This is a genomic window from Methanoregula sp., from assembly GCA_041645435.1.
Lineage (GTDB): Archaea > Halobacteriota > Methanomicrobia > Methanomicrobiales > Methanospirillaceae > Methanoregula.
Genome location: JBAZQB010000001.1, coordinates 115,891 through 130,318, shown reverse-complemented (window position 1 = coordinate 130,318; position 14,428 = coordinate 115,891). Strand labels below are relative to the sequence as shown.

Sequence of the window (14,428 nt, the reverse complement as noted above, 5' to 3'; positions counted from 1 at the left end):
AAAACGAAGGTTATTGCGGTCAAAATAATTAATACAGTATTAAAAGTAAGGTCTTTGACCATAAATGCGATAACAGAACCCTACCATCTCTCTTTTTTCAGAATTGAAACGAGATCAGCACCGTCATGAGATGGTTTTTTCAGAATCATCCGGAGTGATGCAAACCGTACTTCACGATCATCGTTATGCAGTCCCTCCATAAGGGCAGATATTGCCGTTTTACTCCCGATTGTTCCAAGCAATTCCATCGATGCCTGCCGCACCTCCGGATCCCTGTCCGTTAAACCCTCCGTAAGAACCCCGGTGGCATTTTTTTTACATTTCTCCAGTTCGGTCCATTTTTTCTGTGCAAAAAGAAAGATCACGTTCTGGAACTCGTTTTCGGGATGCCAGTCAATCGCTGCAAGATTCGATGCGACCATAGCTCTCACTTCGGAATCGGGATCCTGCAGTACTGAGGTAATAATCTGGCTGCTTGACGCCGGTTTCATACGCGATAATACCATAAGTGCACCCTTTCTTACTTCAGGATTCTTATCTTTGAGCCATTTTACCAGAGATCCTCCTCCCATTTCCTCTTGGTTTTTTCCGTCACATCGTGCAATAAAATAATTGACAAAATTTTTGTCAACGGCCGGGGTCCAGCCGAGTTCTTTGAGCGAACCGGCTGCCTCTTGTATGATAGTTTTATCCGAGGCCTGGAGGAGGCATATAAAATATTTGAGAGCAATAGTGTGCCCATAGTTTTTCTTTATTACTTCGCGGGCATTGAAGCGCTGTGCCGTATTATCCGAGATGAGAAGATCCCGCACCTGGTGCAGTGAATACACTCCCAGCATGTTAAGGGCAGTGCTCACCGTTTCTTTAACAAAGGGGTCCTCATCGGTAAAGTTCATAACAAGCGCCTGGACACTGAGGGGATCTTGAAAGACACCCAGCGTGAATAATGCAAGATTTCGTATCTCCTGATCCTTGTCGTGAATCGCCTCAATAATTGATGGGATGGAGCTATAATCCTTAATCACGCCGAGAGTTTCAATAGCTCTCTTCCTGATCACCGTGTCAGGAACATTTACCAGGGAGATAAGAAAAGGGACGGAATGCTGATCCCCTCGTTTCCCGCACGCCAGCATCGCCTCCAGACAAATGCGGGGGTCACTGTCCTGCAGGGCAGCAATCAGTACATCGGTATACCGGGGGTCTCCGGACATACCCATCTGCTGCACAAACTCTATCTTTTTTTCCGTACTGATCCGGGGATCTGCCATCTTTGCGATTATGTCATCAGGAAGATCGTGGCTTTCGTCATGTTTTTCTGCTCCAGGACCCCGGTCTTTTTCCAGGCTGTCGGTCCACTCATCACTGCTCGGATGTGCAGCATTGAACAGGAGTTGTTCGTCATCATTGCCCGGTTTCCAGCCAATAACCTGCAGCACATCAGCTGCACCCCTTCGCATGTATGCATACGGGTGGCTGAGCGTACTGATCATCCCCGCTATGAGAGGGGTCGACTCTTTGAGTTCCAAAAGTGCCTCTGCTGCCTGCTTACCCGTTGTGTCCTGTATTTTCTCCCCGAGCATCCCCGTCCCTGCATCAGGGATTCGATCGGATCCTGTTCTTCTGCTGATGATCCCGAGTGCTATGATGGCACCAAGCCGGACATTTATATCCGGGTTACGGGTTGCCTGAGCGAGGGATGCAACCGTCGCCGGTGTTTTTATGGCGCCAAGCCCCCGCAACGCTTGTTTATAGAGAACGGGATCATCTGTTTCCAGGACCCGGATCAGGGATTCCACTGCAGGGGGTTTTATCAGCTGACTGAGGTCCCGGGTACACTGCTGCCGGATGCCTTGATCCGGATCGTCGGGTGTAGTGTTGAGGGGGAGGGCTGAACGGGTATCATTGCTAATGCCATGCAGCTTCATCGTTTCCGGTGTAACAGGAGGGTTTTGGCTGCTGCGCAGTTGGATAGGTGGTCGTACGGGGGTTGAACGGGAAATATTTTTTGGAATATTTGCAGATTCTGAAAATATCCGGGGTGTAACCGCAGACTCTTTACTGACGAGGGGCGTATCCGGTGACATACCCCTCATCGAGCAGCAGATATCCCACTCCTCCCGGTCAGGGGCCTCCAGAGTTTTTTTCAAATCCGGAGAGGGTTGCCATCCCACCCTCTCCAGAGCAGTGCTTGCAAGGGTTCGGGTGGTTTTATAAGGTGAAGAGAGCCCGTTAACCAGCGAACGTATCGCCTCATCTGTACCGATACTGCTGAGTGCCTCAACTGCCTCGAGACTGACACACTCTTCCAAATCAAAGAGTGCCTTGTTGAGCGCCTCAACCGCTATCGGGCTTCTGATAATACCGAGAGTGCGGGCTGCCCGCATCCGGATATCGTAATAATCATCCTTTAATGCCCAGACCAGCGGTTTGATCGCAGCCTCTCGTATCCGCGGGATCTCGTCCCATTCGTTCTTTGCGATATAATAGAGCGCTTTATCCTGTGGATCTCCCGGCACCCCGTTAAGTTTCTCTAAGGCTTCTGCCGCCCTCAACCGTATCCCGTGATCCGGGTTGGCAAGCAGGGAAAGGATAGAGGGGATAGCTTTTTTATCTTCCATCCTGCCAAGTGCCCAGATTGTGTTCATCCTGACATCGGCATTGCTGTCCTCAAGGCATTGGAGAAGGGCGCCAACCGCTACCGGATTACGGATCTTCCCGAGCGCCTCTGCAACCTCAAGCCGTACCCGGGGATCAGTATCCCCAAGAGCCGTGACCAGACCGGAGGATGCGGTGCTGTCACGTATGTTCCCCAGCGCCATTGCACTAAGGCGTCGCACATCCCTATCCGGAGACAGAAGGGTGTGGAGGAGCGGGGTAACTGCCTCATCAGGTGCAAGATCCGCAAGCGCAGCTGCTGCTTTTCGCTGAATTGCGGTATCCGGGTTACTGAGCGCACGGATAATTCCCCGCACATCTTTTGAAGCGATTGATTTTTCTAAATCCGGTCGGAAATAATGAATAAAATCCATAGTTTTCCATTCATGTCAATCGGGATTCGGATTCCGGTTCCCGCAGAGAGTATCTTTGAGCAGGCGTGAAAACCGTTCTTAGGATCTGCAATCAGCTTTTTTGTTGTGTCTCCTTTTGTGGTATCCAGAATATAAGGGCGTACCCTCCGGAAGTGCCGTTTGCATCGTTTATGGCAATTGTTTCTGTAATAACGGGGATTCCCTTTTCAGAACGTGTCAACAGGATTACGTTCATTCGTATTTCCTGGAGGACCGGACACCCTGAGGGTTTATTGTTAAGAATGGTTTCTAGTGCCGGATCCCCGCGCTGGATTGTAAAGACCGAGGTTACAGGACTGTTCAGGTATTCATCAGCGGAAAAACCGGTCAGGGCGGATGCCGGATGGTTCATGTAGATGATCTGCTCTTCCTTATCAGTCACTATCACGCCTTCGTTCATTGCAGAAAATGTACCGATGAGTTCATCCATCTGGCTGGATCTTTTCATCGCTTTTTCTGATTTGGCCCGGTGCATGGCCAGCTCAATATTGCTGTAAAGCTCGCGTTCCTTGAAGGGTTTGATGAGGTACGCCAACGGTTTTGTCTTTTTTGCACGCTGAAGGGTTGCGTCGTCGGAATATGCGGTAAGAAAAATCACCGGCGCATCAAGAAATACCGCGATCTGTTCGGTGGCGGTGATGCCATCCATCTCACCTTTTAAGTTGATGTCCATGAGGATGAGATCCGGTAATGTCGAACGTGCGAGTGCAACTGCATCATTGCCGGTGGCTGCAATTCCGGTAACTATATACCCAAGCCGTATCAACCGCTCGTTGGTTTCAAGGGCGACAATTTCATTGTCTTCCACGATCAGGATCTTTTTTTCAGCCATAGTGTGCCCGGATTCTTTTGATTTTTTCATCTATGTTTAATTCATCGTCAGCAGCTGGTTTTTTTGTGATCTCCAGAATTGTATTTTTATGAGTTGCCTGTTCAGGAAACCTGATAATTATCGTTGTTCCCGGCTGGTGGACAATTTTCAGGGTGCCTTCCAGCTGACGGGTCAGGCTGGAGACGATCTTCATTCCAAGGGACTTATTCGTAATAAGATCAAAACCTGTCGGGATTCCACGCCCATCGTCACTTACCGAGAGGAGATTATGGTGCAGTTCATCCTGTACCATCTGAATCGTGATGGTGCCGCCGGATCTGTCCTGGAATGCATATTTTAAGGCATTTGTCACCAGCTCATTGATGATCAGCCCGCAGGGGATTCCGGTATCGATGTCAAGAGCAAGATTTGTGGGTTTTACCGATATGATAATCCGTACTTTTGTATCATCAACACCATAGGATTCCTTAAGGTATTCAATGAGGCTGGTGATGTAATCCGTAAACAGTATGCGGGAAATATCTGTTGACTGGTAGAGTTTCTGGTGAATGAGCCCCATGGCATTTACCTGCGAACGTGCATCATTGAACAGGTTTTTTGTCTGTTCATTATCGCAGGTCAGTAATTGAAGGTACAGGAAGCTTGAGATTGTCTGGAGGTTATTCTTCACACGGTGATGGATCTCTTTTAACAGCAACTCTTTCTCATGCAGGGACATCTGCAGATCCTCTTCAGCCTTCTTCTGCTCGGTGATGTCAATCATAACACCGATGAAACCGGCAATACTTCCATCAGGATCGTTGAACGTGGCTTTGTTGAATATGACATCACGCAGATGATGATCCGCATGGAGGAATTTTGCCGGGTATACCTGGATCCCTTTCCCGTTCATCAGCTGGGAATCTTTTTCTTCAGAGAGAACCGCAATATCCGAAGAGAAAAGCGCCGCATCGGTCTTCTTAACCATTTCACGTTTGGGAATGCCGGTGTAGGCTTCGAAGGCATTGTTGCAGCCAAGGTACCCTCCCTTCGAATCCTTGTAATATACCGGTGCGGGAATGGTATCGATCAACTGCTGGAGGAACTGAAGTTGCTGACGGAGGGTGGTTGTGCGGGCAGCTACCCGGGTTTCAAGTTCATCGTTTAATTTCTGTAACCGGTCTTCGCTCTCTTTGAGTTTTTTATCCATCGCATACTTGTATCGGGCCATCTCGATGACGGAATGCAATTCCCGCTCACTGTAAGGTTTGATAATATACCCGTATGGTTCGGTAAGTTTTGCCCGGGCAAGCAGGGCTTCGTCAGAGAATGCTGTGAGATATATGATCGGAATGTCGCTGACCTTGTGCAGTTCTCCTGCTGTCTGGACTCCATCCATCTTCCCGCCAAGATAGATATCCATGAGCACGAGATCGGGGTGGACCTCAGCCACTTTTTGGAGAGCGGTCTCCCCGGAGTTGGCAATTCCTACTACGGTATATCCAAGGCTGTTCAGGGTTTCTTTTATGTCGTTTGCTACAATCACTTCATCTTCGACAATAAGAATCCGGCTGGGGATCATACGATGTTACCTGATGCTGGTATTCGCACACCCTGCTCTTGAGGGTTGCGATCGGGCGCGATAGTAAGACATCACTGACCACGTGAGAAATGTCATGAGTTCATAGGATGCTGTGTTGATGACCCGTGCGAGTTCCCGATTTTTCTGTTCCACCCGGGTGAGTACAAGCCTGTCATTCGTGCAGAAAGCGCAAAGTCCCAATAGCCCGGCCTGGACTGACTGCCTGCACACCTCCCCATCAATATCGTCCAGTGAATTTTTCCCGTAGCTATTGATAGTGAGGAAGTGGCAGGATTACCGGTCCACGACATAGACAAGCGCGTCAATGCTGCCCATTCTTATCCTGAACCGCTCAAACGAATGCATCGTTTCCCTTGACCTGTGGTTATCCGGCAATAATACCCCGGAACCATTCGCAGTTTTTGTCCCCTGCTCATTCAAGCCCGGACACCGAATGCATGGTAACGGCAGGCCGCTCCTCGAGAATTATTTGAAAAACCGTACCGCTGCTATCAAGCTTGTCAATGGTGCCATACATCTGCTGGACAAGCTGGGTCACTATCATCAGACCAAGAGTTGTCGGTTGTTTCCAGTCAACTCCTATGGGCATCCCAACCCCGGTATCCCCGATTACGAGGATAATTTTTCCCGTTTCCCTGTGACCGCGGATTTCGATTTTTCCGTCCTGGTTTGCCGGAAATGCATAATTAAGAGAATTCGTTACCAGTTCATTGATTATCAGACAAACCGTGATTGCAGTGTCAATCTCAATTATCATATCCTTTGCTTCGATTGTCAGGTGGATTTTTCGCGTATCGGTGTTAAAGATTTGATAGATCTGAAGAACCATAAACCTGATACACTCCTGGAGGTCGACGTGGGTAAAACTTTCAGATTCATGGAGTTTCTGGTGGACGATTGCCATAGCCCGTACCCTGTTCTGGCTTTCCGTGAGTGCTATACGGACGTTCTCATCATCCGTGCGACGCACCTGAAGATTTAACAGGCTTGCAATCAGCTGGAGATTATTTTTTACCCGGTGATGAATCTCTCTCAGTAACGTTATTTCCTCGTGGTGCGCAGCATTAAGTTCAGTGGTGCGTTTCTTAATGCCCTCTTCGAGGTTTTCATTAAAGGTAAGAAGAGTTTCTTCAATCTTTTTACGATCTGACAGGTCGATTACCGAACAGATTACCGTTGTTTCGTCAACTAAGGCTGCGGAAAGCAGAACCCATACGGGCCCCCTCCCTCGGGTCAGGAGTTGAACTTCCCGATTTCGTACATGACCGGAATCCTTAAGCGCAGAAAAAAACGATTCGCGGGAGGGAGCGTCTGGCAGGATTACCACAAAATCCTTCCCCGTCAGGTCTGCTGTATCATACCCAAGGAGAATACCTAACTGCGGGTTGGATCCGGTGATCTGCTTTAAGTCAGGAGTGCAGGTAAACAGCCCCGCCTGGGAACTTTCGTAAATTGCCTTGTATTTATGCTCCTCTCTTTTTTGACCGAAAGAAAAAGACGACATGACAATGCCGATAGTGACGAGAATAAAAAACCATGCCGTGCTGCTGGCAAGATTAGAGATATCCCCTGAAAAAAAGAAGTACACTATTGTGAGGTATATCCAGCCGAGAAGAACGGAATAGATAACCCCGTATTTTGGCCAGAACCAGACAACAAAGAGTATCGGGATGAGAAGAAAGTAAGGAAAGATGGTATGCTGCCCGTGCAGTATGCTGATGACGGACAGGATCACAACCGCTGCGGTAGCAACGGCGACTGCTGTTACCTGCAACAGGTGTGTCCTTAGGGTGGATTCCATACTATTACCTCAATCATCTCGTCATGGTGCCTGGGAACCTGCGGGAAAAACCAGATGATTACCCAACCTCCCGGTGTTTCCTGCCGCAGCTAACCCGGAGGCTTTACCAAGGCAAACTCCCTGATAGTTGCATCAAGATCGGAAAGCCGGTACGGTTTGGGAAGGATCCCGGCAAAACCGTAACGCCGGGGATTGGCCATGACCGGATCATCAGAGTAGCCGCTTGAGACAATAGCCCGGACCCCGGAGTCCACTCGCTTTAAGAAATCCAGAGTCTCTACTCCTCCAAGCCCGGCAGGAATGATGAGGTCAAGGATGACTACATCAACCGGGTGAGGGCTTTTCATCGCGGACTGGTACATCTCAATCGCATCCTCACCCCGGGATGCCGTAGTTACAACATAACCTTTCTTCGTTAAGAAAGTGGAGGCGATGTCACATATTGCAAATTCATCGTCCATGATAAGCACATGAATTGCTGATTTTTTCACACGTTCCCTCGGCATTTCTGGTTCCGCAACCGGGATTAAGATCTTCACGGTAGTTCCTTTTCCGGGTTCCGAAGTGAACCTGATGTCCCCCCCATGCCGGCGGATGATGGAGAGTGCAATCGGCAGACCGAGTCCATGTCTTCCACTTCGGGTTGTGAAATAAATATCGAATACCTTGCCCAGATTTTCCGCATGGATACCTGTTCCCTCATCTTTAACCGTGATGACAAGATACTCCCCGCTCTTGAGCATCGGTGTGGTGACCGCGACAGTATCTTTGTGCACGCCAATATGTATTGCCCCGCCTTTTTGCATGGAATGGACCGCATTTTCCAGGATCTGGAATAATGCTTCGATGATCTGGGTAGTGTCAATAAACGCTTTTGGCAGAGGTTTATCAATGGAATAGTGAACGGTGAATGCTGCATCAGAGACTGCGTGCTGTACAGCACCTTCAATAAGAGGAACAATATCGGTAATCTTCCGGACGGGTTCGCCCCCACGGGAGAACGTGAGAAGCCTGCCAGTCAGCTGGCGGGCCTGGTATACTTCCTCTGCTGCAGATGACAGACGTAAAGACGCTTCCCCTGAGTCATTGATCAGGGATTGTACAAGGGAGATATTCCCCAGTACCTTGGTGAGAATATTGTTGAACTGGTGTGCTATTCCCCCGGCGAGAAGACCGAGGGATTCCAGTTTTGCTATCCTGAGCTGGTTTTCAATCGCTTCCTTATGGGGCGTGATATCGTGACAATAAACAGCGAAGTCAGAAGTTCTCCCCGGTTGTTCATTAACCGGGTATATGCTGACATCAAACCATCTCCCGTTGTACTCCTTTTCCTCATGGGATGGTGCTTTTAATTGGATCGTGGCATCGATATCCTCTTTTTTGACCGGAATTACGGCAGATATCAGCGGGTCAAGATAGTGTAACCCAAGAATCTCTTTGACGGGCTTTCCAATCCGCTTCGCCATTGCCTTATTGAGTGCAATGATTACCCCCTCTCCATTAATTAAGAAGAGTGAGTCAGGGGTGGCATTCAGAAGAACGTTTTTTGTTCGTTCGCTGTACTTCAGTTTTTCCTCAACTGCATGCTTACCGAGTGCCATCTCAATGCTGGCCCGGGCCTGCTGGCCATCAAAAGGTTTGAGCAGGTATCCGTAAGGTGTTGTATCACAGGCTTTTTTCAGAGTATCCGTGTCGGAATAGGCGGTGAGGTAGATAACGGGGAGGTTATCGCGATCCCGGATAATCTTTGCTGCCTGAATTCCATCGAGGCTTCCCCCAAGATAGATGTCCATAAGGACAATGTCTGGTTTTTCCTTCTGCACCGCGTCAAGAGCGCCCTCCCCACTGATGGCGATACCAGGAACATCATAACCGAGTTTCATAAGGCTTTCCTGGATATCAAGGGCTATAAGCTTCTCATCCTCAACAACAAGAATTTTTATTTTTTTGTCTTCAGCACTCATTACCAGGCTCCTTTACGATTCTGATAATCCTGATCCATGATTTTGAGTATTCCGTGTTTCAAGGGTATTACCAGAGATAATACATTTCATCCGTGTGTTCGGGAGACTGAACCGGTTCCCGCTGGTTAATAGCATATCCCATGCCAGACTCATCAGGAGTCTTCGAGCGTGATACCACACCATCTTTTCGAATTCACCTTTTATCATAATTTATTAATATAGCCTGATGGATTGATCCTGTTAATTAAAATTGTGGTGTCCTGATCAGGAATCCGGCAAACACCGATCAAAGTTTATGAGGGGAGCAATGTCCGGGGTATGATTCCTCTGAAGCAGGGGGTTGGGATTGTGGCGGGGATGAGGGGTTCTCCTCTCGTTTACCCATCGTCAGAGACTTTTAGAGTGCAGGAATCTGGACACTGAGGGAAAATACGCTCAATTGGGGCTCCGTTTGTCAAACCCTCATCCAGAAAACCTCGTAAAACCGTCCGTTTCGGTGCGTATGATAATGGAGCCCATATATCGCTCCGTTTGCCAAAACACGGGCGGAAAGACCCTCGACCATCGCACGCCAAAGGCCCTGGAATCGAAGCTATTTTCGCCACTTAGTTTAGCCCATTGGACCCGAGAAACCCTGCCGGAATGCGAATGTGAGAGTCGTTTTTCCGGGAGCCTGATTTTTAGAAAATGAGGCAGTCAAAGAACAAGGTCTTGCACGGAAATTTTTAAAAAAAGGAAAATATGATCCCGGCAGGATAATGTCGGGATTCATTTTCTCCATAACCTGCTAGTGTAGCCGGGACAGGAACTCATCTTTTTGCATTTTTCTTAATTTTAGCCGACGCCAGCTTCTCGATTGGAGCAGTATCGACCCCCGGAGTCAGGATAAGTGTGTGGTTCTGCACGGCACTGTCAATGAATCCTTTGCCGGCAGGAGTGCGGATGATCAGGGTGGTGGTACCCGCGGGGCTTCCGATCGCACCTGCGGAAATATCTGACAGCACAGCGGTGAGGTCCGTGCAGTAGTGGCAGCCTTTGCGGATGCAGGTTTCCAGTTCCGCGAGCGGCACAATAGTTGTTGTTCCATCCTGTTTGAGGACTTCGAGTTTTCCTTTTACATCCAGTTTTTTGATCTCATGGGGCTCCAACTTATAATCGGTGCGGAGTTTTCCCTGGATGAGCGCAGTGTAATCGAATGTCTCGGTGCAGAACAAACCGATGACAAGCCGGATTGCATTCCCGTACGGTTTGAGCAGATCATTATCGCTCTCCCGCATGCGTGCAACTGCCTGCACTGCACAGGGAACACCAATGACCGCGATTCTCTTGAATTTTCGTTCAACGACTGCATGCTTGAGCGCAGCAAGGAGGGGCACCCACCAGCTGTAGCGGCTGCCGGCCTGCTGCACGAGTACATCGGATTTCGTGATGATGACTGATGATGGTTTAAGGGTCCAGCGATCTTCTGTGACCGTCACAATGGCATCGATAAGTCCCTGGTCAAGGGCATTGGCAAGGATCGCCGTGACTGCCCCCCCGCTCTGTTTATGCGGGACTTCAAAGGCTGATTTCGCACAGGTGAGTTCGAGATACTTCCCGAGAGTCACTGCGGGTTGTTCCCCGATGCGCGGACATACCGAATAACACGCCCCGCAGCTCACGCTGTCGGTTGCCTGTTTGCAGTACCCGTTGCTTTTCGGGGCAAGAACCATCTCCCCCTCATCAAAGGAGAGGGCATCGGCCGGGCAGACCGCCACGCAGGCACCGCAGCCTGAACATTTGCCCGTATCCCAGACCTCGCTTTTTAAATCGAGATAAGTTTTGAGTGCCATCATCTTCACTCCCATGTGTATTTGTTTGCAAACGGCCGTGCACTTGCCGGTGCAATTCGTGTGTATTCAGATGCCAGCAGTGGAGCCGGGTCGAGATTAAACATTTTTGCAAAATCCTCAATGATCGGTTTGATCATCGCTTTCTGTTCTTCCGTTGCCGGGGTCTGTTTTGCACCGACACCGAGATACTCTTCATCCACCGGACCCCGCACCAGGATCTCGCCACCATGGATGCCGCTTCCGACACCCCGCTCGGATATCGGAGTCACGCCGTTAAGACCCAGGACAATGAGAAGTCCCCCGGCCATGTATTCGCCAAGGAATGCCCGTGCTGCTCCGCCGACTACAAGGATCGGTCGTTTCTCCATATACTGTTTCATGTGGATGCCGCCCCGGTACCCGATATTGTCGCGGACATAGACCCTGCCGCCCCGCATGCTGTGGGCAACTGCGTCACCGGCGCTGCCGTGGATAATTACCTTGCCCTTGTCCATCGTGTTTCCGGGAGCATGATCCGCGTTGCCATGAACAATGACCGTCGGACCGCTCATGAACATGCCCAGATCTCCGCCCGGGATACCGTTTACCGTGATAGTGACGCCATCGCCCCTTACACCATCACCGATAAAACGCTGGCCCAGGACATTATCGATGATGATCTCTTTGGCGCCGCCGGCGATTGCAGCCCGGATCTGCTGGTTTAACAGGGTGTAATGGAGCTGGTGTGCATCGATGCGAACCGTAGTCATCACTTTTACGCCCCCACGGTCTTGACATCAAGGACTTCCATCAGGCCTTCGTCAAGCATGTAACCCCGGAGCCGGTCGCGGTTGCCCCGCAGGCTTTCGATACTGTTGATGCCGGCAGCCCCCATGAGTTCTGCCAGTTCAAGCGTCCACCCGTGGATGAGATTTTCTACCTGCACGGAATTGGTTTCGGGATCAAGTCTCTTCACCAGTTCAGGTTTCTGGGTGGCAATACCCCATGCACAGTTGCCCCGGTAGCAGGTGCCGCAGACCCGGCAACCCATGGCAACCAGTGCGGAAGTGCCAATGTACACGGCATCTGCACCAAGACATATGATCTTCGCTACATCAGCACTCTCGCGGATACCGCCGCTTGCAATGATGGAGACTTTGTGCCGGATACCCTGCTGGCGGAGTTTGGCATCAACGCTGGCAACCGCGGCTTCAACCGGGATACCCACGTTATCCCGGAAGACCCGGGGGGCTGCACCGGTTCCGCCACGGAACCCGTCTATAACGACAGCATCAGCAGAGGAACGTGCAATCCCCGCAGCAATCGCAGATGAATTGTGGACGGCGGCGATCTTTACAAAGACCGGTTTTTTCCATTCGGTTGCTTCTTTGAGGCCGCGTACCAGCTGCTTGAGATCCTCGATACTGTAAATATCGTGGTGCGGGGCGGGGCTGATCGCGTCGCTTCCTTCCGGGATCATACGGGTACAAGACACATCAGCACAGACCTTCTCGCCCGGCAGGTGCCCGCCAATGCCCGGTTTTGCTCCCTGGCCGATCTTGATCTCAATGGCAGCTCCGCGTTCAAGATAATTTATATCCACGCCAAACCGGCCCGATGCTACCTGTACAATCATATTCTTCTGGTACGGGTAGAGGGACTCATGAAGACCGCCTTCACCGGTTCCCATGAAAGTACCTATCCGGCTCACGGCTTTTGCAAGCGCCGTCTGGGCGTTTAAGCTGATGGCTCCGTAACTCATGTGCCCGATCATGATGGGGGTCTCGATCTGGAGGTTGGGGGTGAGTCTGGTTACGAGCTCGACATCGCCATCCGGGAGCTCCCTTAACGTGAGCTTCGAAGGTTTCTTCCCGATATAGGTGCGCAGCTCCATGGGCTCACGCAGGGGATCGATGCTCGGGTTGGTCACCTGGCAGGCATCCAGCACCAGCCGGTCAAAGATGACCGGGTAGGGTTTTGCATTTCCCATTCCTGCGAGGATAATTTTGCCGGTTTTTGCCTGGTTGAAGATCGCTTCCCTGACTTCCCGGGTCCAGAGCGGGTGGCTCCGGTAATCATTGGGTTTTTCCTCAATATCGATCGCATCACGCGGACAGAAGGCAAGACAGCGGTGGCAGGCAACACAGTTCCGGGAATTTATCTTTATATCGTCTCCTTCTTTCCGGTAGACACCGTACGAGCAGTTTTCCACACAGCGTCCGCAGGACATACAGCGGTCAGGATCGATGGATACTTTGAATTTGAGAGGTGTGCTCCCGATGCTCATGAGTACACCCTCCCGATCACCGGCTCGCCGGCTTTTGGCATGGTGATGTTCTCAACATCCGGATCGATCCTCCGTATTGCAGCTTCTTCGCTGGAGATGTAGAGGCGGTCTCCGGATTCCCCGCTGACAAGGGGGCGGAGTTTGATACGGTCCGTGAATCCCACCAGTGCATTTTCGTTCGCAACACAGATTGCAAACGGACCGTTCATGAGTGCAGGACCATACGTGAGACGTATCGCCCGGTTGAGTTCCTGTTCTTTTTGCGGCATCCGGTCAATGTCTTCCCAGAAGGGGGGGGCCAGTGCCCGCACGGCCATTTTCTCAGAGAGCCCGTGTTTCCGTACAAGCAGATCCACGAGGTAAGCAACAACTTCGGTATCCGTGTACATGGTGCACTTGTAGCCATAACTCTCAATGTAGCGCCGGTTTGTACCATAAGAGGTGATCTCCCCGTTATGCACCACACTCCAGTTGAGGAGATTGAAAGGATGCGCTCCTCCCCACCAGCCGGAAGTATTGGTCGGGTACCGGTTATGGGCAAGCCAGAGATATCCCTTGTAATCCTCAATCCGGTAAAAATTTGCCACATCTTCCGGCCAGCCGGCTGCTTTGAAGACGCCAAGGTTTTTTCCTGAAGAGAAGATCAGCGCACCGTTCTTCTCTGCGTTCACCTTCATGACCAGATGGGTGACGATATCTTCATCAGGTGTGGTACTTTTGGGCATCAGGCTGCGGTCAGGACGGAAGAAATACCTCCAGGGGGTGTGGACTTTCCGGATATTGGGCTGTTCATACGTTTTGATCTGCTCATCGTGTACAATCGTACCCCATTTCTCAAGCAGGGTATCAAGGGCTCCCTTGTTCTCGCGGATATTGTCAAAGAATACATGCAGGGCATAGTAGTCCTTGTAATCCGGGTATATACCGTATGCGACATATCCGGCACCTTCGCCGCTCCCCCGCTCATCCATCATGGCGAGCGAATCCCTGATCTTCCCGCCATCCATGAGCTGGCGGCGCCTGTCAATTACACCAATTATACCACACATATTATCACAGAGAACACTGATCCATTATACTAAG

At 50.5% G+C, this 14,428-nt stretch carries 9 protein-coding genes; all 9 read right to left on the bottom strand.

Annotated elements, in window-relative coordinates:
- Positions 1-80: 80 nt before the first annotated feature.
- Positions 81-3,029 (bottom strand): HEAT repeat domain-containing protein, encoded by a 2,949-nt coding sequence (locus tag WC593_00645; GenBank protein MFA4823643.1) that lies wholly within the window; start codon positions 3,027-3,029, stop codon positions 81-83.
- A gap of 91 nt (positions 3,030-3,120) precedes the next feature.
- Complete coding sequence (locus WC593_00640; GenBank protein ID MFA4823642.1) at positions 3,121-3,900, bottom strand: response regulator; 780 nt, start codon at positions 3,898-3,900, stop codon at positions 3,121-3,123.
- The gene (locus WC593_00635) at positions 3,893-5,461 is read right to left on the bottom strand and encodes a histidine kinase dimerization/phosphoacceptor domain -containing protein (protein ID MFA4823641.1); all 1,569 of its coding nucleotides are present in this window, start codon (positions 5,459-5,461) and stop codon (positions 3,893-3,895) included. The genes WC593_00640 and WC593_00635 overlap by 8 nt, the downstream gene beginning before the upstream one ends.
- 433 nt (positions 5,462-5,894) lie before the next feature.
- Positions 5,895-7,283, bottom strand: a complete 1,389-nt coding sequence (locus WC593_00630) for a histidine kinase dimerization/phosphoacceptor domain -containing protein (GenBank protein MFA4823640.1) — start codon at positions 7,281-7,283, stop codon at positions 5,895-5,897.
- Between the two features lie 89 nt (positions 7,284-7,372).
- Positions 7,373-9,247: a response regulator gene (locus tag WC593_00625; protein ID MFA4823639.1), complete on the bottom strand. Its 1,875-nt coding sequence runs from the start codon at positions 9,245-9,247 to the stop codon at positions 7,373-7,375.
- An 809-nt stretch (positions 9,248-10,056) separates the two neighbouring features.
- Positions 10,057-11,079, bottom strand: a complete 1,023-nt coding sequence (locus WC593_00620) for a Coenzyme F420 hydrogenase/dehydrogenase, beta subunit C-terminal domain (GenBank protein ID MFA4823638.1) — start codon at positions 11,077-11,079, stop codon at positions 10,057-10,059.
- Between the two features lie 5 nt (positions 11,080-11,084).
- Positions 11,085-11,828: a hypothetical protein gene (locus WC593_00615; GenBank protein ID MFA4823637.1), complete on the bottom strand. Its 744-nt coding sequence runs from the start codon at positions 11,826-11,828 to the stop codon at positions 11,085-11,087.
- 5 nt (positions 11,829-11,833) lie between these two features.
- Entirely contained in the window at positions 11,834-13,345 is a 1,512-nt protein-coding gene (locus tag WC593_00610; protein ID MFA4823636.1) for a glutamate synthase-related protein, read from the bottom strand.
- Entirely contained in the window at positions 13,342-14,394 is a 1,053-nt protein-coding gene (locus WC593_00605; protein MFA4823635.1) for a glutamine amidotransferase family protein, read from the bottom strand. Before WC593_00605 ends, WC593_00610 begins: the two co-directional genes overlap by 4 nt.
- Positions 14,395-14,428: the final 34 nt, after the last annotated feature.